The sequence below is a fragment of the Enterobacter cloacae complex sp. IR5401 genome (assembly GCF_049238425.1).
GTDB classification, from domain to species: Bacteria; Pseudomonadota; Gammaproteobacteria; order Enterobacterales; family Enterobacteriaceae; genus Enterobacter; species Enterobacter hormaechei_C.
This window is the reverse complement of sequence record NZ_JBMKHN010000016.1, coordinates 37,376-62,799: the sequence shown is the minus strand read 5'-3', so window position 1 is coordinate 62,799 and position 25,424 is coordinate 37,376. Positions and strand designations below refer to the sequence as shown.

Here is a 25,424-nt window from a genome sequence, read left to right as displayed (position 1 = left end):
ATGCTATAGTAGCGCCCCTTTTCCACCAGATGCTTAAAACTTCGCCATGTCGTCAGAATTCCAGACCGCTTTCCCTGCACACCGTTTCTCCATTGCGCCAATGCTCGACTGGACGGACAGACACTGCCGCTATTTCCTGCGCCAGCTCTCCCGCCATACGCTGCTGTACACCGAAATGGTCACTACCGGCGCAATTATTCATGGCAAGGGCGATTATCTGGCGTACAGCGAAGAGGAGCATCCGGTTGCGCTGCAACTGGGTGGCAGCGATCCGGCTGCGCTGGCGCAGTGCGCGAAGCTGGCTGAAGAACGCGGCTATGACGAGATTAACCTCAACGTCGGTTGCCCGTCCGACCGTGTGCAAAACGGTATGTTCGGCGCGTGTCTGATGGGAAATGCACACCTGGTGGCGGACTGCATCAAAGCGATGCGCGACGTCGTCTCTATCCCGGTCACGGTCAAAACCCGTATCGGCATAGACGACCAGGACAGCTATGAGTTTCTGTGTGATTTCATCAACACGGTATCAGGGAAGGGTGAATGCGAGATGTTTATCATCCACGCCCGTAAAGCCTGGCTCTCAGGCCTCAGCCCGAAAGAAAACCGCGAGATCCCGCCGCTGGACTACCCGCGCGTGTACCAGCTGAAACGCGACTTCCCACACCTGACCATGTCGATCAATGGCGGTATTAAGTCGCTGGACGAGGCCAAAGCGCACCTCGAACATATGGATGGCGTGATGGTCGGACGCGAGGCGTATCAGAATCCGGGCATTCTGGCGACGGTTGACCGGGAAATCTTTGGCGTTGAGGATGCTGACACCGATCCCGTGGCCGTAGTGCGCGCCATGTATCCGTACATTGAGCGCGAGCTGAGTCATGGTACGTATCTGGGCCACATTACCCGCCATATGCTTGGCCTGTTCCAGGGCATTCCTGGTGCGCGCCAGTGGCGTCGTTATCTCAGCGAGAACGCGCATAAGGCCGGTGCGGATATTGAGGTCCTGGAACACGCGCTGCGTCTGGTTGCGGATAAACGTTAAATTTCGCTAAAAGATGGTCAAATACGCCACGCCCTGCAAGACATTGCGGGGCGTTTTGCTTTCAGAACAACAACTTATTTTTGGCATGTTTCTTGTAACGATCGCAGCATCATTCGGGAACTCGTGGGAGAGCACCATGCTGGAACTACTTTTTGTGATTGGCTTCTTTATCATGCTGATGGTCACGGGCGTATCGCTGCTCGGCATCCTGGCCGCGCTCGTAGTGGCCACGGTGGTGATGTTTGTCGGCGGTTTATTTGCCCTGACGATTAAACTCTTGCCGTGGTTACTTCTGGCGATTGCGGTGGTATGGGCCATACGGGCGATTAAATCACCAAAACTGCCGACTTATCAGCGTAATAACCGCTTCCGTTACTAAGGTATTGAGGGGTACGTCACATACCTGCAACTTTTCCGGCAGCAATCTTTAGAACAGAATAGGATTTACTTATCGAATCTGTCACTATGGCTGCCGCTAAAGAATTCATCGAGCTGTACCCTACATACAGCCGAACTAAAAAAAAGAAAGGGCTTCCCACGGGAAGCCCAATTTCTTTTTATGGCTCAGGGAATTAACAGACTCAACCCCTGCGTTGCCCGGCTCTCCAGCACCTCATGCGCACGTTGCGCATCGGTCAGCGGATATTTCTGCGCCTCTGCCACATCCACTTTAATCACCCCGCTGGCGATCAGCGAGAACAGCTCGTTGCTGGCTTCCTCGAGTTCTTCCCGGTTGGTGATGTAACCTTGCAGGGAAGGGCGAGTGACGTACAGTGATCCTTTCTGATTCAGAATGCCCAGGTTCACCCCGGTGACAGCCCCGGAGGCGTTACCGAAGCTCACCATCAGCCCGCGACGTTGCAGGCAGTCCAACGAAGATTCCCAGGTGTCTTTCCCCACCGAGTCATACACCACGCGGACCTTTTTGCCGCCAGTGATCTCTTTTAGCCGCTCAACGATGCTCTCTTCCCGGTAGTTGATCACCTGCCATGCGCCCGCGTCCAGCGCACGCTGCGCTTTTTGCGCGCTGCCTGTGGTGCCGATCAGCTTCGCGCCCAGGGCTTTCGCCCACTGGCAGGCAATCAGCCCCACGCCACCTGCGGCTGCGTGAAACAGGAATTGCTCGTCAGGCTTAATTTCGTAGGTTTTACGCAGCAGATAATAGACCGTCAGCCCTTTCAGGAATGAGGCGGCAGCCTGCTCGAAGCCGATCGCATTTGGCAGAAGCGCCGCTTTCTCGGCCGGAACGTTATGGATGGAGCTGTAAGCGCCCAGCGCCGACTGCGCGTACACCACGCGATCGCCTTCCTTAATGTGCTTAACCGCGCTGCCCACTTTGCTGACGATGCCGGCCGCCTCGGTGCCCAGCCCGCTCGGCATCGACGGAGGCGGATAGAGGCCGCCGCGAATATAGGTATCGATGTAGTTAATGCCGATAGCTTTGTTTTCCACCTGGATTTCGTTCTCGCCAGGCGCAGCGGGGGTAAATTCCACCGCTTTGAGTACGTCAGGGCCACCATGCTTGTGAAATTCAATACGTGTTGCCATGCTTCCTCCAGAATGTGGTAATCTTTCGACCCACTCTTTATCTCGGTAACTCCATTCACTATGGCAGGAAACAAACCCTTCAACAAACAGACTGAACCTCGTGAGCGTGATTATCAGGTCGCCGGGTTAAAAGTCCCGCCGCACTCGATTGAAGCGGAACAGTCGGTGTTGGGCGGTTTAATGCTGGATAACGAACGCTGGGACGACGTCGCCGAGCGCGTTGTCGCGGAAGACTTCTATACCCGCCCGCACCGCCACATCTTTACGGAAATGGCGCGTTTGCAGGAGTCGGGCAGCCCGATCGACCTGATTACGCTCGCAGAATCGCTGGAGCGTCTGGGACAGCTCGACAGCGTCGGCGGATTTGCCTATCTGGCAGAACTGTCAAAAAACACGCCAAGTGCCGCGAACATCAGCGCTTACGCTGATATCGTTCGTGAACGTGCCGTTGTCCGCGAGATGATCTCGGTGGCGAATGAGATCGCCGAGGCCGGTTTCGATCCCCAGGGGCGCACCAGCGAAGATCTGCTCGACCTGGCGGAATCCCGCGTCTTTAAAATCGCCGAAAGCCGTGCGAATAAAGACGAAGGCCCGAAAAACATCGCCGATGTGCTCGACGCCACCGTTGCACGTATTGAGCAGCTTTTCCAGCAGCCGCACGATGGCGTGACGGGGGTGAACACTGGTTATGACGATCTCAACAAGAAAACGGCAGGTCTTCAGCCGTCGGATTTGATTATCGTGGCCGCACGTCCGTCGATGGGTAAAACGACATTTGCAATGAACCTCGTCGAAAACGCGGCGATGTTGCAGGATAAGCCGGTGCTTATCTTCAGTCTGGAGATGCCCTCTGAACAGATCATGATGCGTTCTCTGGCGTCCCTGTCGCGCGTGGATCAGACCCGCATCCGTACCGGTCAGCTGGACGATGAGGACTGGGCGCGGATCTCCGGCACCATGGGGATTTTGCTGGAAAAACGGAACATCTATATTGATGACTCCTCCGGCCTGACGCCGACGGAAGTGCGCTCCCGCGCGCGCCGTATCGCCCGTGAACACGGTGGCATCGGTCTCATCATGATCGACTACCTTCAGCTGATGCGCGTTCCGTCGCTTTCCGACAACCGTACGCTGGAGATTGCCGAGATTTCGCGCTCGCTCAAGGCGTTAGCCAAAGAGCTGCACGTGCCGGTGGTGGCGCTGTCGCAGCTTAACCGCTCTCTGGAACAACGTGCAGACAAGCGCCCGGTCAACTCCGACCTGCGTGAATCCGGCTCCATCGAGCAGGATGCCGACTTAATCATGTTCATCTACCGTGATGAGGTTTATCACGAGAACAGCGACCTGAAAGGGATCGCCGAAATTATTATTGGTAAGCAACGTAACGGCCCCATCGGTACGGTACGTCTGACCTTTAACGGCCAGTGGTCGCGTTTCGACAACTATGCCGGTCCTCAATATGATGATGAGTAATTTCTAAGGAATTCAAATGCAAGCGGCAACTGTTGTTATTAACCGCCGCGCTCTGCGACACAACCTGCAACGTCTGCGAGAACTGGCGCCCGCCAGTAAGCTCGTTGCAGTCGTGAAAGCGAACGCTTACGGACACGGTCTTCTTGAGACCGCGCGAACGCTCCCCGATGCCGACGCTTTTGGCGTCGCCCGTCTCGAAGAAGCTCTCCGCCTGCGCGCAGGTGGAATTACGCAACCGATTCTGCTCCTCGAAGGCTTTTTTGAAGCCTCGGACCTGCCGACCATTGCCGATCAGCACCTGCACACGGCGGTGCATAACGAAGAACAGCTGGCCGCGCTGGAAACGGCCGAACTGAGCGAGCCGGTCACCGTCTGGATGAAGCTCGACACGGGCATGCACCGTCTGGGCGTGCGGCCGGAAAGCGCGGAGGCGTTTTATCAGCGTCTGTGTCAGTGCAAAAATGTGCGTCAGCCGGTGAACATCGTCAGCCACTTTGCCCGCGCCGATGAGCCTGAATGCGGCGCAACGGAACAGCAGCTTGATATCTTCAACACCTTCTGCGAAGGCAAACCGGGGATGCGCTCGATCGCGGCATCCGGCGGTATTCTGCTGTGGCCGCAGTCGCACTTCGACTGGGCGCGTCCGGGCATCATTCTTTACGGCGTATCGCCACTGGAGAACAAACCCTGGGGGCCGGACTTTGGCTTTAAGCCGGTGATGTCGCTGGTTTCAAAGCTGATTGCCGTGCGTGAGCACAAAGCGGGAGAGCCGGTAGGTTACGGCGGCACCTGGATCAGCGAGCGCGATACCCGTCTTGGCGTGGTGGCGATGGGCTACGGTGACGGCTATCCCCGCGCCGCACCAACGGGCACGCCGGTGCTGGTCAACGGTCGTGAAGTGAAGATTGTCGGCCGCGTGGCGATGGACATGATTTGTGTTGATCTGGGGCCCGACGCGCAGGATAAAGCGGGGGACGATGCGGTGATGTGGGGCGAAGGCCTGCCGGTAGAACGTATTGCTGAAATAACAAAAGTGAGTGCTTACGAACTTATCACGCGTCTTACCTCAAGGGTCGCGATGAAATATGTCGACTAAGCATGAGCGGGATGCGGTGCATCCCGCTTCTGTTAACATCCCCTCGATCTTCTTCCGCTTCCGGTTTATTGTTGAATTCCCTGCCTCATAATAATCCGGAGAACATCGCGTGTTTCAGAAAGTAGACGCCTACGCCGGCGACCCTATCCTCTCCTTGATGGAGCGTTTCAAAGAAGATCCTCGCAGCGACAAAGTGAACCTCAGCATTGGTCTTTACTACAACGAAGACGGCATCATTCCTCAGTTGAAAGCCGTTGCTGAAGCTGAAGCGCGTCTTAACGCAACCCCGCACGGTGCTTCGCTTTATCTGCCGATGGAAGGATTAAACACCTACCGCAACACTATCGCGCCGCTGCTGTTTGGTGCCGACCACGCGGTGCTCGCGCAAAAGCGCGTGGCGACTATCCAGACGCTGGGTGGCTCGGGTGCGCTGAAGGTAGGCGCAGATTTCCTGAAAAAGTACTTCCCGGATTCCGGCGTGTGGGTCAGCGACCCGACGTGGGAAAACCACGTTGCGATCTTCGAGGGCGCGGGCTTTAAGGTTGAAACCTATCCGTGGTTCGACAGCGAAACCAACGGCGTGCGCGTTGATGCGCTGCTGGAAAAACTGAACACCCTGCCGGAGCGCAGTATCGTATTGCTGCATCCGTGCTGCCATAACCCGACGGGTGCGGACCTCACCAATGCCCAGTGGGATGCGGTGATCGAGATACTGAAGGCGCGTAACCTGATCCCGTTCCTCGACATCGCCTATCAGGGCTTTGGCGCGGGCATGGAGGAAGACGCCTACGCCATTCGCGCGATTGCCAGCGCGGGGCTTCCCGCTCTGGTCAGCAACTCCTTCTCAAAAATCTTCTCCCTGTACGGCGAGCGCGTTGGCGGTCTGTCCGTGGTGTGTGAAGACGCTGAAGCCGCGGGACGCGTACTCGGCCAGCTGAAAGCGACGGTCCGCCGGATCTACTCCAGCCCGCCGAACTTTGGTGCGCAGGTGGTGGCGACAGTTCTCGGTGACGAAACACTGAAATCGTCCTGGCTTGCCGAAGTAGAAGCGATGCGTAAGCGCATCCTGTCGATGCGTCAGGAGCTGGTTAACGTCCTGAAAGAGGCCGTGCCTGGGCATAACTTTGATTATCTTCTCAAGCAGCGCGGGATGTTCAGCTACACCGGACTGAGCGCAGCGCAGGTCGATCGCCTGCGTGAAGAGTTCGGTGTCTACCTGATCGCCAGCGGCCGTATGTGCGTGGCGGGTCTGAATGCCAGCAACGTCCAGCGCGTGGCGCAGGCGTTTGCAGCTGTGATGTAAGTACTCACTACTTATTATCTCCCTCTCCCTGTGGGAGAGGGCTGGGGTGAGGACATCAGGCCGCAGAAAATCTTGCCCGGTGGCGGTTGCGCCTTACCGGGCCTACATCACTCATCCACACTTTGTGATCGTCTTCTTTTTATTCCGCTTCATAAGTAAAAACTCCTTTCCTTCCCCTCCCGCTGGGGTTATGGTCGGATAGTTTTTTGACCATCCGCTCAAAATAAAAAGATAACAAACTGAATATTCAGGGGAAAATATGCGCAAGATCACACTGGCGCTCAGCGCCGCCTGCTTATTGTTCTCGCTTAATAGTACCGTTGTTGCGCGGGCTTCTGCACCCACGCCGCTTTACACCGGCACCACCGCCGCCATTCTTGCCGAACAGGCCCCCATTCACTGGGTTTCAGTGGCACAAATTGAAAACAGCCTGACGGGTCGCCCGCCGATAGCCGTGGGCTTCGATATTGACGATACCGTTCTCTTCTCCAGCCCCGGTTTCTGGCGCGGCAAAAAAACGTACTCCCCGGACAGCGAAGCCTATCTGAAAAACCCGGAATTCTGGGAAAAGATGAACAACGGCTGGGATGAGTTCAGTATCCCGAAAGAGGTTGCCCGCGCGCTGATCGCCATGCACGTAAAGCGCGGCGACAGCATTTACTTCGTGACCGGACGTAGCCAGACCAAAACCGAAACCGTCTCGAAAACGCTACAGGATGATTTTCTGATCCCGGCGGCCAGCATGAATCCGGTCATTTTTGCCGGGGACCAGGAAGGGCAAAACACCAAAACCCAGTGGCTGGAAAAGAAAAATATCAAAGTGTTCTACGGGGATTCAGATAACGACATCACCGCGGCGCACGACGTGGGAGCCAGAGGCATCAGGGTGTTACGCGCCTCGAACTCCACCTACCGACCGCTGCCGATGGCCGGAAAATTTGGTGAAGAGGTGATCGTTAACTCTGAATACTGATGCATTAACGGCGGGGTGAATGCTTTTTTAAGCAAATCTCGCTGCGCGGGTTTTACCTTTCGCTTTCTTGCTGCACACTTAGAAAGATTCACCTTTCATAATGGAGCAGCACATGTGGTATCAACAGACCCTGACCTTAAGCGCAAAACCACGCGGATTTCACCTTGTGACGGACGAAGTCATCGGGCAAATCCGCGACCTGTCGCGCGTCAAAACGGGTTTGCTGCATCTGCTGCTTCAGCACACGTCTGCTTCTCTCACGCTCAATGAAAATTGCGATCCCACCGTCCGGTCTGACATGGAGCGGCATTTTCTGAAAACCGTCCCGGATAACGCCCCGTATGAGCATGATTACGAGGGGGCGGACGATATGCCTTCGCACATCAAATCCTCTTTGCTGGGCGTCTCGCTGATGCTGCCGGTCTACAACGGACGGTTACTGCTGGGAACGTGGCAGGGGATCTGGCTGGGAGAACATCGCATTCACGGTGGTTCGCGTAAAATTATCGCAACGCTACAAGGGGAATAAAGATGACAATTTCGGAGATACTTCAGTACTGCATGAGCAAGCCGGGGGCGGAACAAAGCGTACACAGCGACTGGAAAGCCACGCAGATCAAAGTGGGGGATGTGTTGTTCGCGATGGTGAAAGAGGTGGATGCGCGGCCTGCGGCATCACTGAAAACCAGTCCTGAACTGGCCGACTTACTGCGCCAGCAGCACGATGATGTCAGGCCTAGCAAGCATCTGAATAAAGCACACTGGAGTACGGTGTTTCTCGACGGCTCGCTGCCAGATTCGCAAATTTACTACCTGGTGGATGCGTCGTATCAACAGGCGGTAGAACTGCTGCCGGAAACGATCCGACAGCAGCTCTCCGTGTAACGATTACAGCAACGGTTTGAGGAAGCGCGCGGTGTGCGAGGCTTCGCACTCTGCAACGGTCTCTGGCGTACCGGAGACGAGGATTTCACCGCCGCCGCTGCCGCCTTCCGGGCCGAGATCGACAATCCAGTCCGCGGTTTTAATCACGTCCAGGTTGTGCTCAATCACCACGATGGTGTTGCCCTGATCGCGTAGCTGGTGCAGCACGTCCAGCAGCTGCTGGATATCCGCAAAATGCAGGCCGGTGGTCGGCTCATCCAGAATGTACAGCGTCTGACCGGTACCGCGTTTAGACAGCTCACGCGCCAGCTTCACGCGCTGCGCTTCACCACCGGACAGCGTTGTCGCTGACTGCCCCAGACGGATATAGGTCAGACCCACATCCATCAGGGTTTGCAGCTTACGCGCCAGCGCAGGGACGGCGTCAAAGAACTCGCGCGCCTCTTCGATGGTCATATCCAGCACTTCGTGGATGGTCTTGCCTTTGTACTTAATCTCCAGCGTTTCGCGGTTATAACGCTTACCTTTACACTGGTCGCACGGCACGTAGATATCCGGCAGGAAGTGCATCTCAACCTTGATTACGCCGTCGCCCTGGCACGCTTCACAGCGGCCGCCGCGCACGTTAAAGCTGAAACGGCCTGGCGTATAGCCGCGTGAACGCGCTTCCGGCACGCCGGCAAAGAGTTCACGTACGGGCGTAAAGACGCCGGTATAGGTCGCCGGGTTGGAACGCGGCGTACGGCCAATCGGGCTCTGGTCGATGTCGATAACCTTGTCGAAATGCTCCAGCCCCTGAATGTCGCGGTACGGTGCAGGTTCAGCCAGCGTCGCGCCGTTCAGCGCCGTCTGCGCAATCGGGAACAGCGTATCGTTGATCAGCGTCGATTTACCGGAACCGGACACGCCGGTGATGCAGGTGAACAGCCCGACAGGCAGCGTCAGGGTCACGTCCTTCAGGTTGTTGCCGCGCGCCCCGGTTAGCTTCAGCACTTTTTCCGGGTTCGCCGCCACGCGCTGTTTTGGTACTTCAATTTTGCGCTTGCCGCTCATGTACTGGCCGGTCAGCGACTCGGGCACCGCCATAATGTCTTTCAGCGTCCCTTCTGCCACCACCTGTCCGCCGTGCACGCCAGCGCCCGGGCCGATGTCGATCACGTGGTCAGCGGCGCGAATGGCGTCTTCGTCGTGCTCAACCACAATCACAGTGTTGCCAAGGTTACGCAGGTGAACCAGCGTGCCGAGCAGGCGTTCGTTGTCGCGCTGGTGTAGGCCGATAGACGGCTCATCCAGCACGTACATCACGCCGACTAAGCCTGCGCCAATCTGGCTCGCCAGACGGATACGCTGGGCTTCACCGCCGGAGAGCGTTTCAGCCGAGCGGGAAAGCGTCAGGTAGTTCAGGCCAACGTTCACGAGGAACTTGAGGCGATCGCCGATCTCTTTCAGCACTTTTTCAGCGATTTTCGCGCGCTGGCCGGAGAGCTTCAGGTTGTTAAAGAAGTCCATCGCGTGGCCGATGCTCATGTCTGAGATGGTCGGCAGCGCCGTGTTTTCGACAAACACGTGACGCGCTTCGCGACGCAGACGTGTACCCTCGCAGGTGGCGCAGGAGCGGTTGCTGATGAACTTCGCCAGCTCCTCACGCACCGCGCTGGATTCGGTCTCTTTGTAGCGGCGCTCCATGTTGTGCAGCACCCCTTCGAACGGGTGGCGACGCACGGAAGTGTCACCGCGATCGTTCATGTACTTGAACTCAATGTTCTCTTTGCCGGAACCGAACAGGATCACTTTATGTACGTTCGCGCTCAGGCTGGCCCACGGGGCTTCAACGTCGAACTTGTAGTGCTCCGCCAGCGACTTCAGCATCTGGAAGTAATAGAAGTTACGCTTGTCCCAGCCGCGAATGGCGCCACCCGCCAGCGACAGTTCCGGGTTCTGGATCACGCGGTCCGGGTCGAAATACTGCTGAACGCCCAGGCCGTCACAGGTCGGGCACGCGCCCGCCGGGTTGTTGAACGAGAACAGGCGCGGTTCCAGCTCGCGCATGCTGTAGCCGCAAATCGGGCAGGCGAAGTTAGCGGAGAAGAGCAGCTCTTCCGCTTTTGCATCGTCCATGTCTGACACCACCGCCGTGCCGCCCGACAGTTCCAGCGCCGTTTCAAAGGATTCCGCCAGACGCGTCGCCAGATCTTCACGTACCTTAAACCGGTCAATCACCACTTCGATGGTGTGTTTCTTTTGCAGCTCCAGCTTTGGCGGATCGGACAGGTCACACACTTCGCCGTCGATACGGGCGCGGATATAGCCCTGGCTTGCCAGATTTTCCAGCGTTTTAGTGTGTTCGCCCTTACGCTCTTTAATGATTGGCGCCAGCAGCATCAGGCGTTTGCCTTCCGGCTGCGACAGCACGTTATCCACCATCTGGCTGACGGTCTGGGCCGCCAGCGGAACGTCGTGATCCGGGCAGCGCGGCTCGCCCACGCGCGCATACAGCAGACGCAGGTAGTCATGGATTTCGGTAATGGTACCGACCGTGGATCGCGGGTTATGCGACGTGGATTTCTGCTCAATGGAGATAGCAGGAGATAACCCTTCAATGTGGTCGACATCCGGTTTTTCCATCAGCGACAGGAACTGACGCGCGTACGCCGAGAGCGATTCAACGTAACGACGCTGTCCTTCGGCATACAAGGTGTCGAAAGCCAGTGAGGATTTGCCAGACCCCGAAAGCCCGGTCACGACGATGAGTTTGTCGCGAGGGATTATGAGGTTGATATTCTTGAGATTGTGGGTGCGGGCGCCCCGAACTTCGATCTTATCCATTCACCTTTCCCGGTTGGAACACGGATTGCCTGATTTGTTTGAAGGACAAACGGCTGTCAGAAACGGCTAATTATGACACAAAATGACCTGTTTGAATATACAGTATTGGAATGCATTTTCTGACGGACTGTGTAACAATGTTATGTTCGCACGAGAACTCTGGAATCCATCTCGCAGCTATCAAAATGCAGCGTGGAAATGGTACACTCGCGCGTTTACACTATTAAGAAACGTATTCAGGAGACACGAACATGGCCAGCAGAGGCGTAAACAAGGTGATTCTCGTCGGTAATCTGGGCCAGGACCCGGAAGTACGCTACATGCCGAGTGGTGGCGCAGTTGCCAACATTACGCTGGCTACTTCCGAATCCTGGCGTGATAAAGCGACCGGTGAAATGAAAGAGCAGACCGAATGGCACCGTGTTGTGCTGTTTGGCAAACTGGCTGAAGTGGCCGGTGAGTATCTGCGTAAAGGCTCTCAGGTTTACATTGAAGGCCAACTGCGTACCCGCAAATGGACCGATCAATCCGGTCAGGAAAAATACACCACGGAAGTGGTGGTGAATGTTGGCGGCACCATGCAGATGCTGGGTGGCCGTCAGGGCGGCGGCGCACCGGCAGGTGGCGGCCAGCAGCAGGGCGGTTGGGGCCAGCCTCAGCAGCCGCAGGGCGGCAATCAGTTTAGCGGCGGCGCGCAGTCCCGTCCGCAGCAGCAGTCTGCTCCGGCACCGTCTAACGAACCGCCAATGGATTTCGACGACGATATCCCGTTCTGATATCCAGACGCGTGAAACACAAAAAACCCAGATAATGTCTGGGTTTTTTTATAACAGGCTATCAGGTAATCACCATCGGCCAGTCTGGTGGGGTGTGGCTCATGGCTTCAACCATCACCACTTTAATGTTTTCCCAGACGGCGGCTATATCCACCAGCGTAATACCGAGCAAACCTGTTGCGAACCAGCATGCGGCGCCTAACCCTAACAGGGTGCTAATCACAGCAAGACCTGCGTAGTCGGACTTTCGGAACTGAATGTTTAACGTGCTGGCCAGGAACATCAAAACCGCGCTCAACAACGGCCAGCGCAGGAGCACCATGCTGGTGGTAATGGTTGCCATAATACTCATCCTCGACAAAACAGACGAACTGGAATGAAACAATGTTTCTCGTTACATAAGATGTGTGAACTATATCACATTTGCTGTTTTATTAGCCAGTATCCGCGTGAGGTAAAAGTGGGTTTATTACCAGGGAAAATATATCGTCGTCGCTCGTATCCGCGTCTGGTCGGAATTTTTATTTTTAATTCATTCAGATAGCAAAACCTTTGCAAAACACCTTCGGCTGTATAGCGTTTACAGCAGTATGTCTATGGATTATGCTTGTGTGGAACAATAAATGTACCCGCAGAAATAATTCATCGCATTGAATTAATTGCCTTTTTTGGATTTTATATTCTTTGTTTTACACTCAGCATGCTCTTTGATTTCGTGGTCTTATTCTTTTATTCAGATATGAGTTATTGCGGTTGCTCTCTCGATTAATGACCTGCGAAAAGATAATGAAAGAACAAAGACGCGAGATTATTAACGACAGCATGCAGGCGCTGCACGCCCTGGCGAAGCTGATGCCGCAACTCAACGCGCAGTGTTCGCCGGTGGAAATGCTGGAAACCATCAACAGCGCTCTGGGGGCAAATCTCTCGTGGGTCAGTGTCGAATCCGCAGACGGGCCGCGCGTGGTTTGTGCCGGCGACGTGACGTGTCACGCCTTCAACGTGGCGGATTTTCTTGCCAGCACCCTGTTGCAGCGGCATCACCGCGCCTGGCGGGTTATATACTGGAAAGCGCATATTGGCCGGGCGGTATTTTCCCCTCAGCACCCGGGCTATGCGCGGCTGCAAAGCGGCGTCCTGTGTAAACTCTCAGCGCATGGCAGACAGTGCAGTGGTTATTTCTTTTTGGCTTTTAATGGAAAACTTACCTCGTTGCCGATACTGAAAAATATCGTGGTGGTATTGGTTGAGAAGCTAAAAGATTATTTTGATGACATCATCGTGCGGGAAAAAACGGCGCAAGAAATGCAGCGCGTCGTCACGCAATATAAAACCTTATTTGAGCGTGCGCCGGTATTAATGAACGCCTTTGACAGGCATAACCGGTGTGTATTGTGGAATGCCGAATGCGAAAAAGTCTTTGGCTGGAGTATGACTGAAATCGACGAGCACCCCGATCCGCTGGCCCTGTTTTATCCGGATCCCGAGGAGCGACAGCGCGTGCAGGAGTCGGTTCGTTTCGCACCACTTAAGGATATGTACGAATGGCACCCGGTGCGTAAAGACGGGACGCAGTTAACGATTCTCTGGTCAAACATCCTTTTGCCGGATAACTCCATTCTCAATATTGGCCTGGATATCACCGAACGTAAAAAAGCAGAACAGCAGCTGACCGTCAAAGCCACCACGGACGATCTGACGGGCTGTCTGAATCGCTCGACAATCTTACAGCAGCTCAAAATGGCGCTGGCAGCCAGTTCGCCGCAGGATGTCAGTAGCCACTTCTGTCTCCTGATGTTCGATCTCGATTATTTCAAGCAGATTAACGATCGGTGGGGACATCAGGTTGGCGATGCAGCATTGATTCACTTTTGCGACCGTATTCGCGAGGTGAGCCCGGCCGGGTCAGCGCTGGGACGGGTGGGGGGCGAAGAGTTTGTTCTTCTGCTGGCGCGTACGGATGGTATGGCCGCTACGTTGCTCTCTTCTCGCCTGCGTGCCGCGCTGATCTCAAAACCGCTGCGTGTGGGCGATAAAACGCTGGTACTCTCCTTCAGCGCCGGGGTGGTTGAAGTCTGTCAGGGGCAACGAGATACTTCTGCCATACTGATGCGTGCCGATAAGGCATTATATGACGCCAAGCGTACGGGAAGAGGAAAAACGGTCCTGGCGTCTGATTATTTATAAATCAGCATAAGAACAAAGAGCAGGCTATTTCAGCCAGCGAATTTTCCACACCTGTCGCGGGTAATTATTTTCCTTATCAGAAACGAAATGAATACTTTTAGTTTGGCTTACGGGAAAATATTATCGGCATCACGAATTTTAGGATTTTTAATACCAAAAGTCAGTTGCTAACTTCCTATGATTCATGCAACGTAATCACCTGTTTATCAAAGCAGCCGGTCTTCATTGCTACAGGCGTACAACATGCAGGGATACAGAGCGGGAAATGAATCGTAGCGCGCGGCGCAAAATGCTCAAAGTGGTCGGGATTATCATGGTAGTTATGCTGCCGGTGATGCTTGCGCTATGGTTTGCCCAGCTTAGTGCAGTGTCGGAAATCAGCGCCCAGCTGCGCACGTTTGCTGAACTTGCTTTAAATAAAACTGAACGGGTTATTCAACAGGTTGACCTGGCCCGGAAAGACGCGGAAAAATATCAGGGCAAAGTGTGTACGCCGGAGCATCGTCAATATATGTTGAACGTTTCCCGCGGTCGCCTTTTTGTTGCCGATTTAATTTATGCTGATGGCCAGGACTTTCTCTGCTCGACCCTTTTTACGCCGGAACACCCTTACATCATCCCCGCTGCCAATTACACACGTAAACCCGACGTTGCTATCTATTATTTTCGCGATACACCATTTTTTAATGGTTATAAAATGATATATATGCAGCGCGGAAATTATGTCGCAGTGGTCAACCCGCTTTCGTACAGTGAGGTGATGTCAGACGATCGTTCCCTGTCGTGGGGAGTGTATGACACCGTCAGCAATGCATTCTTTTCTGTGAGCCAGAAAGCCAATATTTCTTTATTGCATTCGATGCTTCGACATCAGGAAACGACTTTTCAGAAAGATGACCGTTTTTATACGATCGTAAAATCAGAGCAGCGGCCCATTGCGGCCATCGTTTCAACCTCCAGTGCCCGTTTTTATAAAACGCTTTATCATCAGGCTACCCTGACGCTACCGCTAGGGATAATTTGCAGCATTATTATTCTGCTGGTGTGGTCGCGTACACACCGTGAATTCAATTCGCCTGGCCGACTTCTGCACCGGGCGCTGAATAAACGCCAGCTGTGCGTCCATTATCAGCCCATTATTGATATTAAAAATAACCAGTGCGTGGGGGCAGAGGCGTTGTTGCGCTGGCCTGGATTCAACGGTCAGGTTATGAGCCCGGCGGAATTTATTCCCCTGGCAGAAAAAGAGGGGATGATTGAGCGCATTACGGATTACGTCGTGGAGGAGGTGTTCAGCGATCTGGGCCATTTTCTTGCCGCTCATCCCGATCTGTATGTCTCGATTAACCTGTCGGCGTCAGATTTCCACTCTTCACGTCTTATCGCCCTGATCTCCGACAAAGCCCGCTTTTACTCGGTTCGCGCGCAGCAGATCAAAATTGAGGTGACGGAGCGGGGGTTTATTGACGTGCCGAAAACCACGCCGGTCATTCAGGCGTTTCGTCAGGCGGGGTATGAAGTGGCGATTGATGATTTCGGAACCGGCTACTCTAACCTGCATAACCTCTATTCGCTGAACGTCGATATCCTGAAAATCGACAAATCCTTTATCGATACCTTAACCACCAACAGCACCAGCCACCTGATTGCCGAGCACATCATTGAGATGGCGCAAAGCCTGCGGCTGAAAACCATTGCGGAAGGGGTCGAGACGGGGGAGCAGGTGAGCTGGCTGCTGAAGCGTGGCGTACAGTATTGCCAGGGATGGCACTTCGCGAAAGCGATGCCGCCCCAGGCATTTATGGCCTGGCAGCAGCAACCCTTGCGTTAACACGCATTAATTGAGCTGATGGCGGTAGTCGCTCGGCGTACGGTCAAACTCGCGGCGGAAGACGCGGGAAAAGGTCTGCTGCGACACATAGCCCAGATCCATTGCGATATCAAAAATGGGCCGCTGCGTTGAGCGTAACGCCTGCGCCGCCAGCAGGAGCCTGCGCTGGCGAATGTAATCACCCAGCGTTTGATGCATTACGGTGCGGAACATTCTCTGTAAATACCATTTCGAATAGCCCGACTTTTTAGCGACCACATCAATGTTCAACGGCTGGTCGATATGTTCATCAATCCATTCAATAAGTGTCTGAATAATTTGCTGATGCGACATAAGGTTACCCCTCTGTGGAGACATCTGTCCTGGTTGATTCGTCATTTTCTCTGCGGGGGAGTATAATTCCTCAAGTTAACTTGAGGTAAAGAGGTTTTATGGAAAAGAGATTACCGCGCATCAAAGCACTGTTAACCCCCGGTGAAGTGGCTAAGCGAAGCGGTGTGGCGGTGTCGGCGCTCCACTTCTATGAAAGCAAAGGGTTAATAAAAAGTATCCGTAACGCCGGAAACCAGCGGCGCTACACGCGCGATGTGCTCCGCTACGTGGCGATTATCAAAATTGCGCAACGTATCGGCATTCCTCTGGCCACCATTGGTGACGCGTTCGGCGTATTGCCGGAAGGACACTCGCTGAGCGCGAAAGAGTGGAAGCAGCTGTCGTCCCAGTGGCGAGAAGAACTGGATCGTCGTATTTACACGCTGGTGGCCCTGCGCGATGAACTGGATGGCTGCATTGGTTGCGGGTGTTTATCACGTAGCGATTGCCCGCTGCGTAACCCGGGTGACAGGCTGGGCGAGCAGGGAACAGGGGCACGGTTGCTGGAGGAGGATTGAGAGGTGTTTGCCGGGTAAGGCGCAGCCGCCACCCGGCAACAAACATAAAGAACTAAAGCGCCACTAAGGGCGCTTTAGTTTTTTCCGGTCTTTGTCTTTCTCTCTATCCCGCTGGCTCACGGGAGGGTTTCCCCCGACATCAGTACCCCTCGTGTCGAGCTTGTGAAGGAGGTTCCGGTTTGTACTGACACTTTAATTTTATGCCCGGCCGCCGTTTTTGCCACCGGAGACGGTGAGATTTTAGCCGAATTTTTTTCGTGAAGTTGTTCAGTTTTCTATAGTTAAAAAGTATGAATCATCGGAGAACATCATGCTAACGGTCCACCACCTTAATCAGTCTCGTTCACATCGTGTCCTCTGGGCGCTGGAAGAGCTGGGTCTGACGTACGACATCGTGCGCTACCAGCGCGAAAAAACCATGCTCGCGCCAGACTCGCTCAAAAAAGTGCATCCGCTGGGAAAATCCCCGGTACTCGAAGATAACGGACTGGTTCTGGCCGAATCAGGTGCGATTCTGGAATATCTTCAGGAAACGTACGATTCGGCGTCACGATTCAAACCGTTAGATCCCGCCCATAAAGTGCAGTATCGCTTCTGGCTGCATTACGCCGAAGGGTCTTTGATGCCGCTACTGTTAATGAAGCTGGTGTTTAACAGCCTCGGCAAACCACCCGTCCCGTTTGGCCTGCGCACGCTGGGTAAGGCGCTGGGGCAGGGGGTGCAAAAAGCGTATCTCAACCGCCAGCTGGAAACGCATGCGCGCTTTATTAACGATCATCTTGCCGAAAACAGCTGGTTTGCCGGCGACACGCTGACCATGGCTGATATCCAGATGAGTTTTCCCCTCTTCGCCCTGCTGGCGAGAGGCGGCATCGACAATCTCGACCACATAGCGGCGTGGAAACAGAGAGTGGAGGCACGTCCGGGCTGGCAGACAACGCTTGCGAAAGGCGGCCCACTGACGATCCCCGGCGAGGGATGAAATTTAACGAAATTGCGCATGGACGATAACGTTTGCGCATCCTCTGCTTAATTCTTCATCGTCATGAGGCAATTTTAGCGAAAAACGAGAAAGTTCAGTTGAAAAGGGCGGGTATTAGGCTAGATAATCGTTTGCCTTAATTTGACCACCCGTTTGTAAGCGCGGAGCTAAACGTTTGCTTTTTCTGTGACGCCCTTTCGTCGCAAACGCAACACAAGGATTTGACGTTTAGCTGGCAGTGGCGTCTCCACCTCGCTTACGGACTTCCTAAAAAACTCTCAGGGGATGTTTTCTATGTCTACGCCATCTGCGCGTACCGGCGGTTCACTTGACGCCATGTTTAAAATTTCTGCTCGCGGCAGCACCGTGCGCCAGGAAGTTGTTGCCGGTCTGACCACGTTTCTGGCGATGGTGTACTCCGTCATCGTGGTGCCGGGCATGCTCGGCAAAGCGGGCTTCCCGCCAGCGGCGGTCTTCGTTGCCACCTGCCTGGTTGCGGGTGTGGGTTCGATTGTGATGGGCCTGTGGGCGAACCTGCCTCTGGCGATCGGGTGCGCCATCTCCCTGACCGCGTTTACCGCCTTCAGCCTGGTGCTGGGCCAGCAGATCAGCGTCCCGGTAGCGCTCGGCGCCGTGTTCCTGATGGGCGTGCTGTTCACCGTAATTTCAGCAACCGGCATTCGTAGCTGGATTTTGCGCAACCTGCCGCAGGGCGTGGCGCACGGCACCGGCATCGGTATTGGTCTGTTCCTGCTGCTGATCGCTGCCAACGGCGTCGGCCTGGTCATCAAGAACCCGCTGGACGGCCTGCCGGTTGCGCTGGGTAACTTCGCGAGCTTCCCGGTGATCATGTCGCTGGTGGGTCTGGCGGTGATCATTGGCCTGGAAAAACTGAAAGTGCCGGGCGGCATTCTGCTGACCATTATCGGCGTGTCCATCGTCGGCCTGATCTTCGACCCGACCGTTCATTTCTCCGGGATTTTCGCCATGCCGTCGCTGAGCGATGACAAAGGCAACTCCCTGATTGGCAGCCTGGATATTGTGGGCGCGCTGAACCCAGTGATCCTGCCAAGCGTGCTGGCGCTGGTAATGACCGCGGTGTTTGACGCCACCGGCACCATCCGCGCGGTGGCCGGTCAGGCGAACCTGCTGGATAAAGACGGACAGATTATTGACGGCGGCAAAGCGCTGACCACCGACTCCCTGAGCAGCGTTTTCTCTGGCCTGGTGGGTGCGGCGCCTGCGGCGGTGTACATTGAGTCCGCAGCGGGTACGGCGGCAGGCGGCAAAACCGGCCTGACGGCCATCACCGTTGGCGTGCTGTTCCTGCTGATCCTGTTCCTCTCTCCGCTCTCTTATCTGGTGCCAGCTTACGCGACCGCACCTGCGCTGATGTACGTTGGCCTGCTGATGCTGAGCAACGTGGCGAAAATCGACTTCGCGGATTTTGTTGATGCCATGTCCGGCCTGATCACTGCGGTATTCATCGTGCTGACCTGTAACATCGTGACCGGCATTATGATCGGCTTCGCCTCGCTGGTGATTGGGCGTCTGGTCTCCGGTGAGTGGCGCAAGCTGAACATTGGGACCGTGGTCATCGCCGTTGCGCTGGTGGCGTTCTACGCGGGCGGCTGGGCCATCTGAATTGACTTTTTATGCGAAAACGGGTGGCTAAGGCCGCCCGTTTTTATTTTCAGGACTCATCCTGTTGCCTTTTACGTTACTCTGGAGAGGATAGAATAAGAGGCACGACGCCTCAGGTTTGGCTTATAAGAAACACAGCAAACAGGGAACGCATGGAAATTTTCTTCACAATACTCATCATGACCCTTGTGGTCTCATTATCCGGGGTGGTTACACGCGTACTGCCCTTCCAGGTCCCCCTGCCCTTAATGCAAATAGCTATCGGCGCGCTGCTGGCGTGGCCGACGTTCGGTCTGCACGTGGAGTTCGATCCGGAACTGTTTCTCGTGCTGTTTATCCCGCCGCTGCTGTTTGCCGATGGCTGGAAAACGCCGACGCGCGAATTTCTGGAGCACGGGCGAGAGATCTTCGGCCTGGCGCTGGCGCTGGTGGTCGTCACCGTGGTCGGGATTGGTTTCCTGATATACTGGGCCGTACCAGGGATCCCGCTCATCCCCGCCTTTGCGCTGGCTGCCGTGCTGTCGCCTACCGACGCCGTGGCGCTGTCCGGCATTGTGGGTGAAGGGCGCATTCCAAAGAAAATCATGGGCATTTTGCAGGGCGAGGCGCTGATGAACGACGCCTCTGGCCTGGTCGCCCTGAAGTTTGCCGTGGCGGTTGCCATGGGCACCATGGTCTTTACCGTAGGCGGCGCGACCCTGGAATTCTTCAAGGTGGCGATTGGCGGTATCCTCGCGGGCTTCGTAGTGAGCTGGCTGTACGGACGCTCGCTGCGCTTCCTTAGCCGCTGGGGTGGTGATGAACCGGCGACGCAGATCGTCCTGCTGTTCCTGCTGCCGTTCGCCTCTTACCTGATTGCCGAACATATCGGCGTGTCGGGCATTCTGGCGGCGGTAGCCGCGGGGATGACCATCACCCGCTCCGGCGTGATGCGCCGCGCACCGCTGGCGATGCGCCTGCGTGCAAACAGTACCTGGGCGATGCTCGAGTTTGTCTTTAACGGCATGGTGTTCCTGCTGTTGGGCCTGCAACTGCCGGGCATTATGGAATCCTCGCTGATTGCGGCCGAAGCGGATCCAAACGTTGAAGTCTGGATGCTATTTACCGATATCGTGCTCATCTACCTTGCGCTGATGCTGGTACGTTTCGGCTGGCTGTGGACGATGAAGAAATTCAGCGTTCGCTTCCTGACCAAAAAGCCGATGGAGTTTGGCTCGTGGACCACGCGCGAGCTGCTGATTGCCTCTTTCGCGGGCGTTCGCGGGGCGATCACCCTTGCTGGTGTACTCTCCATTCCCCTGCTTCTGCCGACGGGCGACGTCTTCCCGGCGCGCTACGAGCTGGTGTTCCTGGCGGCGGGCGTGATCCTCTTCTCGCTGTTTGTCGGCGTGATTATGCTGCCGATTCTGCTGCAACATATTGACGCGGGTGACTCCTCGCAGCAGCACAAAGAAGAGCGGATTGCCCGTGCGGCGACGGCGGAAGTGGCGATTGTCGCCATCGAGAAAATGGAGGAGCGTCTGGCCGCCGATGCCGAAGAGAACATTGATAACCAGCTGCTGAAGGAAGTCAGTTCACGCGTGATTGGTAATTTGCGTCGCCGTGCTGACGGACGTAACGACGTGGAAAGTTCGTTGCAGGAAGAGAACCTCGAACGCCGTTTCCGCCTGGCGGCGCTGCGCTCCGAGCGTGCCGAGCTGTATCACCTGCGCGCGACGCGGCAGATCAGCAACGAGACGTTGCAAAAGCTGCTGCACGATCTGGACCTGCTGGAAGCGTTGTTGATAGAGAATCAGTAGCGCGCTTTGCCCCCTCACTCTAGCCCTCTCCCCATAGGGGAGAGGGAACCGATCGAGCCCCTCGCCCTATGGGGAAAGGGGTTGGGGTGAGGGGTCAGGGCACCCAAAACCCCTCACAGCATTGCAACCACGCCTGCGCGCTGTGCGACAGATAGACCCCTTCACGCCAGATCATCCCCAGCTGCCAGTGCAGGTCGCTCTCCAGCGGGATCCAGCGCAGCGTGTTTTTATCCAGCCGCTCGCAGATCGGCTGCGGCAGAATGGCAATCCCCACGCCCGCCTGTACCATCGCCGCCAGAAAATCCCACTGGCCGCTGCGCACCGCAATGCGCGGCTTTACGTTGTGCTGGTTAAACAGCGCCATCAGCTGGCGGCTTAAGGCAAAATCTTCGTTGTAAATCAGCAGCGGGTGTTCGCCGAGCAGCTCGGGTTTTACTGAGTCTATCTTCAGCCAGTCGCCGGAGCGCGGCACCAGCACGCACAGCGGGTGGCTGAACAGCGGCAGCGTCGCCAGGCCGCTTTCCTCCTCTACGGGAAGGGCCGTCATGGCCACGTCCAGTTCACCGTTCATCACCGCCTGCTGCACGGTCAGGCCGCCAAATTCAGAAATTTTTAGCTCAACGCCGGGATAGCGCTGACGAAACAGGCTTATCGGCCCGGCCATCATCATGCCGACCATCGGCGGAATACCGAGCCGCAGCAGCCCTTTTGTCAGGTGGTTGATGTCCCCAAGCTCGGCCTCCAGCTGGCGGAACTCTGCCAGAATGGCCAGCCCGCGCTCGAACACTACGCGACCGGTATCGGTCAGCAGTAGCTTGCGCCCGTCGCGGATCAGCAGCGTACAGTTCAGCTCATCTTCGAGGTTTTTCAGCATTTTGCTGATGGTCGGCTGGGTTACGAATAACTTCTCCGCTGCGCGAGTAAAACTTTGCTGGCGAACCACCTCGACAAAATAGCGCAGCGTTCTTATGTCCATGATTATTCCTCGAAACTATACCTTCGATGATTTTAATTCATTTCAGTCGATACCGTACGCTCACTATACTGGCGCCTCGTCTCATTTCTGAGGAAAACCCCCATGGCCGTGGCGTTAAGCCGTGTTACGCCTGCCGTTGTGCAACGACTTCAGGTACCGGTTCAGGTACTGCTTTACGCGGGACTGTTTGTTTTCGCGGAATATCTTGTCGACTGGCTGCATCTGCCTTTACCCGCCAACCTGGTGGGGATGGTGCTGATGCTGACGCTGATCCTCTGTCGCGCGTTGCCCCTTAACTGGGTGCGCGCCGGGGCGCGCTGGCTGCTGGCGGAGATGCTATTGTTCTTTGTGCCGGCCGTGGTGGCGGTGGTGAATTATGCACAACTGCTGATGGTCGACGGCTGGCGCATCTTTGCGGTTATCGCCCTGAGCACGCTGATGGTGCTGGGCGCCACCGCCTGGGTGGTGGATAAGGTGTATCGCTTTGAAATCAGCAGGCAGAAGCATGACTAACTTTCAGATAAGCCTGCTGTGCCTGATTGCGACAGTTGTCATCTACTTTGCCAACAAGCGCCTGTATCGCCGCTTTCGCGCGCTGCCGCTGATGCCGTTGGTCTTTACGCCGATCCTGCTGGTGCTGATGCTGGTCTTCGGCCATATCTCCTGGCAGAACTACATTGGCGAATCCCACTGGCTGCTGTGGCTGCTCGGCCCGGCGACCATCGCCTTCGCCGTACCCGTTTATGACAACCTCGCTATTATCAGACGCCACTGGATGTCGCTCAGCGCGGGCGTCGTCACCGCGACGGTGGTGGCGGTGTGCAGCTCGGTCTGGCTGGCGCGCCTGTTTACCCTGTCGGATGAAATCCAGCGCAGCCTGGCGGTGCGTTCGGTGACCACGCCGTTTGCGCTGGCAGCCGCCAAACCGCTCGGTGGCCAGCCGGATCTGGTGGCGCTGTTTGTGGTGGTGACGGGCGTCTTTGGGATGGCGGTGGGCGATATGCTGTTTCTGCGGCTTTCTATTCGGGAAGGAATGGCCAAAGGCGCGGGATTTGGCGCGGCGTCGCACGGCGCGGGCACGGCACGCTCCTATGAGCTGGGACAGCAGGAGGGCGTTGTCGCGAGCCTGGTGATGATGCTTTCGGGCGTCACGATGGTGCTGATCGCACCGTTGGTGGCGTGGGTGATGTTTTAAGCTCCCCGGCCAGAGCGACCGGGGAGAAAAGACTTAGTGCGCGCGGCCCTGCTCAACGCCCAGGCCAGTTTGCGAGCGGATAAACTGGGCGCGGAATTTTTCACGCTCCAGGTTACCTTCCGGCGAATTGTCGGTAGCCGAGAAGACCCAGATACCGATAAACGCCACGGCAATGGAGAACAGCGCCGGGTATTCATACGGGAAGATAGCGCTTTCGTGACCGAGGATCTGCACCCAAATCGTTGGGCCCAGAATCATCAGGATCACCGCCGTCAGCAGCCCCAGCCAGCCGCCAATCATCGCCCCACGGGTGGTCAGTTTTGACCAGTACATGGAGAGCAGAATGATCGGGAAGTTACAGCTTGCCGCAATCGAGAAGGCCAGCCCGACCATAAAGGCGATGTTCTGCTTCTCGAACATAATCCCCAGCAGGATGGCGACGACGCCCAGCACCAGCACGGTGATTTTGGAGACTTTTAGCTCATCGCGCTCGCTCGCGCCTTTACGGAAAACGTTGGCGTAGAGGTCATGCGAGACCGCAGACGCGCCGGCCAGCGTCAGCCCTGCAACCACCGCGAGGATGGTGGCGAAGGCCACGGCAGAGATAAAGCCAAGGAACAGGTTGCCGCCCACCGCGTCGGCCAGATGCACCGCCGCCATGTTGTTACCGCCGATAAGCGCGCCCGCCGCGTCTTTAAACGCCGGGTTTGCCCCCACCAGCATGATCGCGCCAAAGCCGATAATAAAGGTCAGGATATAGAAGTAACCCATAAACCCGGTGGCGTAGAACACGCTCTTACGCGCTTCACGCGCATCTGACACCGTGAAGAAGCGCATCAGGATATGCGGCAGACCTGCGGTACCGAACATCAGGCCGAGACCGAGCGAGAGCGCGGATATCGGATCTTTCACCAGCCCACCCGGGCTCATGATCGCTTCCCCTTTCGGATGCACTGACATGGCTTCGGTAAACAGATTATTGAAGCTGAACCCAACGTGCTTCATCACCATAAAGGCCATAAAGCTGGCGCCGAACAGCAGCAGTACCGCCTTGATGATCTGTACCCAGGTGGTGGCCAGCATGCCGCCGAACAGGACATACATCACCATCAGCACGCCCACCAGCACCACCGCGATGTGGTAGTTCAGGCCGAACAGCAGCTCGATCAGCTTACCCGCGCCCACCATCTGCGCAATCAGGTACAGCGCCACCACCACCAGCGAACCGCAGGCGGAGAGGGTACGAATCGGCCCCTGCTTCAGGCGATAGGAGGCGACGTCAGCAAAGGTATAGCGCCCCAGGTTACGCAGGCGCTCGGCAATCAGGAACAGAATGATCGGCCAGCCGACAAGGAAGCCGAGGGAGTAGATCAGGCCGTCATACCCTGAGGTATACACCAGCGCGGAGATCCCAAGGAACGAGGCGGCAGACATAAAGTCTCCCGCAATCGCCAGACCGTTCTGGAAGCCGGTAATGTTGCCGCCCGCGGTGTAGTAATCGTTACGGGAGCGCACGCGTTTCGACGCCCAGTAGGTGATATACAGCGTCAGCACCACGAAAATCAGGAACATGATAATCGCCTGCCAGTTGGTTGGCTGGCGCTGGACCTCGCCGGTAATGGCATCTGCTGCATGGGCAGCAAAGGGAAGTGTGGCGGCGAGCGCCGTCAGAATTCTCTTCATGATGCTTTTACCTCGCGCAGAACTTCTCTGTTAAGACGATCGAATTCACCGTTCGCACGCCAGACGTACACACCCGTGAGCACAAACGAAATGATGATAACGCCAATCCCAATCGGAATACCGCGCGTGACGCTGGTACCCTCATGCAGCGGGGTGCCCAGCCAGTGCGGCGCAAAGGCGATCAGCAGAATAAAGCCGACATAGATAATCAGCATGATGATGGAAAGGATGAAGGCAAACCGTTGCCGTTTTTCGACCAGCTCCCTGTAGTGCGCACTATTCTCTATCTGCTGACAAATATCGTTATTCATCACA

The 25,424-nt window shown here is 55.9% G+C and carries 24 protein-coding genes; 17 read left to right on the top strand and 7 right to left on the bottom strand.

All coding sequences use genetic code 11. The features are described from left to right. Positions 1-46: 46 nt before the first annotated feature. The gene (dusA, locus tag ACOTX1_RS19715) at positions 47-1,042 is read left to right on the top strand and encodes a tRNA dihydrouridine(20/20a) synthase DusA (RefSeq protein ID WP_023315224.1); all 996 of its coding nucleotides are present in this window, start codon (positions 47-49) and stop codon (positions 1,040-1,042) included. Positions 1,043-1,178: 136 nt separating this feature from the next. Further along, on the top strand, positions 1,179-1,421 hold the full coding sequence (pspG, locus tag ACOTX1_RS19710; RefSeq protein WP_017382623.1) for an envelope stress response protein PspG: 243 nt from the start codon (positions 1,179-1,181) through the stop codon (positions 1,419-1,421). Between the two features lie 185 nt (positions 1,422-1,606). Here pspG and ACOTX1_RS19705 read toward each other — a convergent pair whose 3' ends face one another. Next, a complete protein-coding gene (locus tag ACOTX1_RS19705; protein WP_023315225.1) occupies positions 1,607-2,590 on the bottom strand; it encodes a quinone oxidoreductase in 984 nt (327 codons plus the stop codon). Between the two features lie 60 nt (positions 2,591-2,650). On the opposite strand from ACOTX1_RS19705, the gene dnaB reads away from it, so the two are divergent. The 6 genes from dnaB (at position 2,651) to ACOTX1_RS19675 (ending at position 8,320) form a co-directional block, all read left to right on the top strand. After that, entirely contained in the window at positions 2,651-4,063 is a 1,413-nt protein-coding gene (dnaB, locus tag ACOTX1_RS19700; protein WP_003860298.1) for a replicative DNA helicase, read from the top strand. 16 nt (positions 4,064-4,079) lie between these two features. Continuing rightward, positions 4,080-5,159: an alanine racemase gene (gene alr, locus ACOTX1_RS19695; RefSeq protein WP_003860296.1), complete on the top strand. Its 1,080-nt coding sequence runs from the start codon at positions 4,080-4,082 to the stop codon at positions 5,157-5,159. Positions 5,160-5,268: 109 nt separating this feature from the next. After that, positions 5,269-6,462, top strand: coding sequence for an aromatic amino acid transaminase (gene tyrB, locus ACOTX1_RS19690; RefSeq protein ID WP_023315226.1), 1,194 nt, complete (start codon positions 5,269-5,271; stop codon positions 6,460-6,462). Between the two features lie 259 nt (positions 6,463-6,721). After that, complete coding sequence (gene aphA / locus ACOTX1_RS19685) at positions 6,722-7,435, top strand: acid phosphatase AphA (protein WP_022650226.1); 714 nt, start codon at positions 6,722-6,724, stop codon at positions 7,433-7,435. Between the two features lie 112 nt (positions 7,436-7,547). Next, positions 7,548-7,964 (top strand): secondary thiamine-phosphate synthase enzyme YjbQ, encoded by a 417-nt coding sequence (locus ACOTX1_RS19680; protein WP_003860290.1) that lies wholly within the window; start codon positions 7,548-7,550, stop codon positions 7,962-7,964. A gap of 2 nt (positions 7,965-7,966) precedes the next feature. Then, positions 7,967-8,320 carry an MmcQ/YjbR family DNA-binding protein gene (locus tag ACOTX1_RS19675; protein WP_003860288.1) on the top strand — a complete coding sequence of 118 codons (354 nt, stop codon included), beginning with the start codon at positions 7,967-7,969 and terminating at the stop codon, positions 8,318-8,320. 3 nt (positions 8,321-8,323) lie between these two features. On the opposite strand, the gene uvrA is transcribed toward ACOTX1_RS19675, so the two are convergent. Beyond that, positions 8,324-11,146, bottom strand: a complete 2,823-nt coding sequence (gene uvrA / locus ACOTX1_RS19670) for an excinuclease ABC subunit UvrA (RefSeq protein WP_003860287.1) — start codon at positions 11,144-11,146, stop codon at positions 8,324-8,326. A 251-nt stretch (positions 11,147-11,397) separates the two neighbouring features. Between uvrA and ssb1 the strand changes: the two genes are divergently transcribed. Beyond that, the gene (ssb1, locus tag ACOTX1_RS19665) at positions 11,398-11,922 is read left to right on the top strand and encodes a single-stranded DNA-binding protein SSB1 (protein WP_003860284.1); all 525 of its coding nucleotides are present in this window, start codon (positions 11,398-11,400) and stop codon (positions 11,920-11,922) included. Positions 11,923-11,983: 61 nt separating this feature from the next. Here ssb1 and ACOTX1_RS19660 read toward each other — a convergent pair whose 3' ends face one another. Continuing rightward, positions 11,984-12,265 (bottom strand): YjcB family protein, encoded by a 282-nt coding sequence (locus ACOTX1_RS19660; protein WP_003860282.1) that lies wholly within the window; start codon positions 12,263-12,265, stop codon positions 11,984-11,986. A 443-nt stretch (positions 12,266-12,708) separates the two neighbouring features. Here ACOTX1_RS19660 and ACOTX1_RS19655 point away from each other — a divergent pair, with 443 nt between their 5' ends. Together ACOTX1_RS19655 and ACOTX1_RS19650 are read left to right on the top strand one after the other, a co-directional pair. Then, the gene (locus tag ACOTX1_RS19655; RefSeq protein WP_003860281.1) at positions 12,709-14,109 is read left to right on the top strand and encodes a sensor domain-containing diguanylate cyclase; all 1,401 of its coding nucleotides are present in this window, start codon (positions 12,709-12,711) and stop codon (positions 14,107-14,109) included. Positions 14,110-14,374: 265 nt separating this feature from the next. Beyond that, complete coding sequence (locus ACOTX1_RS19650; RefSeq protein ID WP_003860279.1) at positions 14,375-15,940, top strand: EAL domain-containing protein; 1,566 nt, start codon at positions 14,375-14,377, stop codon at positions 15,938-15,940. Positions 15,941-15,946: 6 nt separating this feature from the next. Here ACOTX1_RS19650 and soxS read toward each other — a convergent pair whose 3' ends face one another. Then, positions 15,947-16,273: a superoxide response transcriptional regulator SoxS gene (gene soxS / locus ACOTX1_RS19645; RefSeq protein ID WP_003860277.1), complete on the bottom strand. Its 327-nt coding sequence runs from the start codon at positions 16,271-16,273 to the stop codon at positions 15,947-15,949. Positions 16,274-16,371: 98 nt separating this feature from the next. Between soxS and soxR the strand changes: the two genes are divergently transcribed. The 4 genes from soxR to ACOTX1_RS19625 all read left to right on the top strand — a co-directional run bounded on the left by soxR (position 16,372) and on the right by ACOTX1_RS19625 (position 21,255). After that, positions 16,372-16,830 carry a redox-sensitive transcriptional activator SoxR gene (gene soxR / locus ACOTX1_RS19640; protein ID WP_023315227.1) on the top strand — a complete coding sequence of 153 codons (459 nt, stop codon included), beginning with the start codon at positions 16,372-16,374 and terminating at the stop codon, positions 16,828-16,830. A 310-nt stretch (positions 16,831-17,140) separates the two neighbouring features. Beyond that, entirely contained in the window at positions 17,141-17,812 is a 672-nt protein-coding gene (locus tag ACOTX1_RS19635) for a glutathione S-transferase family protein (protein ID WP_003860274.1), read from the top strand. 294 nt (positions 17,813-18,106) lie between these two features. After that, on the top strand, positions 18,107-19,456 hold the full coding sequence (gene ghxP, locus ACOTX1_RS19630; RefSeq protein WP_023315228.1) for a guanine/hypoxanthine transporter GhxP: 1,350 nt from the start codon (positions 18,107-18,109) through the stop codon (positions 19,454-19,456). Positions 19,457-19,608: 152 nt separating this feature from the next. Beyond that, complete coding sequence (locus ACOTX1_RS19625) at positions 19,609-21,255, top strand: Na+/H+ antiporter (RefSeq protein WP_003860270.1); 1,647 nt, start codon at positions 19,609-19,611, stop codon at positions 21,253-21,255. A gap of 94 nt (positions 21,256-21,349) precedes the next feature. Here the strand turns inward: ACOTX1_RS19625 and ACOTX1_RS19620 are convergent, their stop codons facing one another. Next, positions 21,350-22,231: a LysR family transcriptional regulator gene (locus ACOTX1_RS19620; RefSeq protein ID WP_003860268.1), complete on the bottom strand. Its 882-nt coding sequence runs from the start codon at positions 22,229-22,231 to the stop codon at positions 21,350-21,352. A gap of 102 nt (positions 22,232-22,333) precedes the next feature. On the opposite strand from ACOTX1_RS19620, the gene ACOTX1_RS19615 reads away from it, so the two are divergent. Further along, positions 22,334-22,744 (top strand): CidA/LrgA family protein, encoded by a 411-nt coding sequence (locus tag ACOTX1_RS19615; protein WP_022650231.1) that lies wholly within the window; start codon positions 22,334-22,336, stop codon positions 22,742-22,744. After that, entirely contained in the window at positions 22,737-23,426 is a 690-nt protein-coding gene (locus ACOTX1_RS19610) for an LrgB family protein (RefSeq protein ID WP_022650232.1), read from the top strand. The genes ACOTX1_RS19615 and ACOTX1_RS19610 overlap by 8 nt, the downstream gene beginning before the upstream one ends. A 33-nt stretch (positions 23,427-23,459) precedes the next feature. Here ACOTX1_RS19610 and actP read toward each other — a convergent pair whose 3' ends face one another. Both actP and ACOTX1_RS19600 read right to left on the bottom strand, forming a co-directional pair. Beyond that, the gene (gene actP, locus ACOTX1_RS19605; protein ID WP_023315229.1) at positions 23,460-25,109 is read right to left on the bottom strand and encodes a cation/acetate symporter ActP; all 1,650 of its coding nucleotides are present in this window, start codon (positions 25,107-25,109) and stop codon (positions 23,460-23,462) included. After that, positions 25,106-25,420 carry a DUF485 domain-containing protein gene (locus tag ACOTX1_RS19600; RefSeq protein ID WP_017382635.1) on the bottom strand — a complete coding sequence of 105 codons (315 nt, stop codon included), beginning with the start codon at positions 25,418-25,420 and terminating at the stop codon, positions 25,106-25,108. The genes actP and ACOTX1_RS19600 overlap by 4 nt, the downstream gene beginning before the upstream one ends. Positions 25,421-25,424 lie beyond the last annotated feature (4 nt).

Excerpts from the sequence above, each read along its gene's own strand:
- dusA (WP_023315224.1), top strand. The coding sequence starts at position 47 with ATGTCGTCAGAATTCCAGACCGCTTTCCCTGCACACCGTTTCTCCATT.
- pspG (WP_017382623.1), top strand. The coding sequence starts at position 1,179 with ATGCTGGAACTACTTTTTGTGATTGGCTTCTTTATCATGCTGATGGTC.
- ACOTX1_RS19705 (WP_023315225.1), bottom strand. The coding sequence starts at position 2,590 with ATGGCAACACGTATTGAATTTCACAAGCATGGTGGCCCTGACGTACTC.
- dnaB (WP_003860298.1), top strand. The coding sequence starts at position 2,651 with ATGGCAGGAAACAAACCCTTCAACAAACAGACTGAACCTCGTGAGCGT.
- alr (WP_003860296.1), top strand. The coding sequence starts at position 4,080 with ATGCAAGCGGCAACTGTTGTTATTAACCGCCGCGCTCTGCGACACAAC.
- aphA (WP_022650226.1), top strand. The coding sequence starts at position 6,722 with ATGCGCAAGATCACACTGGCGCTCAGCGCCGCCTGCTTATTGTTCTCG.
- ACOTX1_RS19680 (WP_003860290.1), top strand. The coding sequence starts at position 7,548 with ATGTGGTATCAACAGACCCTGACCTTAAGCGCAAAACCACGCGGATTT.
- ACOTX1_RS19675 (WP_003860288.1), top strand. The coding sequence starts at position 7,967 with ATGACAATTTCGGAGATACTTCAGTACTGCATGAGCAAGCCGGGGGCG.
- uvrA (WP_003860287.1), bottom strand. The coding sequence starts at position 11,146 with ATGGATAAGATCGAAGTTCGGGGCGCCCGCACCCACAATCTCAAGAAT.
- ssb1 (WP_003860284.1), top strand. The coding sequence starts at position 11,398 with ATGGCCAGCAGAGGCGTAAACAAGGTGATTCTCGTCGGTAATCTGGGC.
- ACOTX1_RS19660 (WP_003860282.1), bottom strand. The coding sequence starts at position 12,265 with ATGGCAACCATTACCACCAGCATGGTGCTCCTGCGCTGGCCGTTGTTG.
- ACOTX1_RS19655 (WP_003860281.1), top strand. The coding sequence starts at position 12,709 with ATGAAAGAACAAAGACGCGAGATTATTAACGACAGCATGCAGGCGCTG.
- ACOTX1_RS19650 (WP_003860279.1), top strand. The coding sequence starts at position 14,375 with ATGAATCGTAGCGCGCGGCGCAAAATGCTCAAAGTGGTCGGGATTATC.
- soxS (WP_003860277.1), bottom strand. The coding sequence starts at position 16,273 with ATGTCGCATCAGCAAATTATTCAGACACTTATTGAATGGATTGATGAA.
- soxR (WP_023315227.1), top strand. The coding sequence starts at position 16,372 with ATGGAAAAGAGATTACCGCGCATCAAAGCACTGTTAACCCCCGGTGAA.
- ACOTX1_RS19635 (WP_003860274.1), top strand. The coding sequence starts at position 17,141 with ATGCTAACGGTCCACCACCTTAATCAGTCTCGTTCACATCGTGTCCTC.
- ghxP (WP_023315228.1), top strand. The coding sequence starts at position 18,107 with ATGTCTACGCCATCTGCGCGTACCGGCGGTTCACTTGACGCCATGTTT.
- ACOTX1_RS19625 (WP_003860270.1), top strand. The coding sequence starts at position 19,609 with ATGGAAATTTTCTTCACAATACTCATCATGACCCTTGTGGTCTCATTA.
- ACOTX1_RS19620 (WP_003860268.1), bottom strand. The coding sequence starts at position 22,231 with ATGGACATAAGAACGCTGCGCTATTTTGTCGAGGTGGTTCGCCAGCAA.
- ACOTX1_RS19615 (WP_022650231.1), top strand. The coding sequence starts at position 22,334 with ATGGCCGTGGCGTTAAGCCGTGTTACGCCTGCCGTTGTGCAACGACTT.
- ACOTX1_RS19610 (WP_022650232.1), top strand. The coding sequence starts at position 22,737 with ATGACTAACTTTCAGATAAGCCTGCTGTGCCTGATTGCGACAGTTGTC.
- actP (WP_023315229.1), bottom strand. The coding sequence starts at position 25,109 with ATGAAGAGAATTCTGACGGCGCTCGCCGCCACACTTCCCTTTGCTGCC.
- ACOTX1_RS19600 (WP_017382635.1), bottom strand. The coding sequence starts at position 25,420 with ATGAATAACGATATTTGTCAGCAGATAGAGAATAGTGCGCACTACAGG.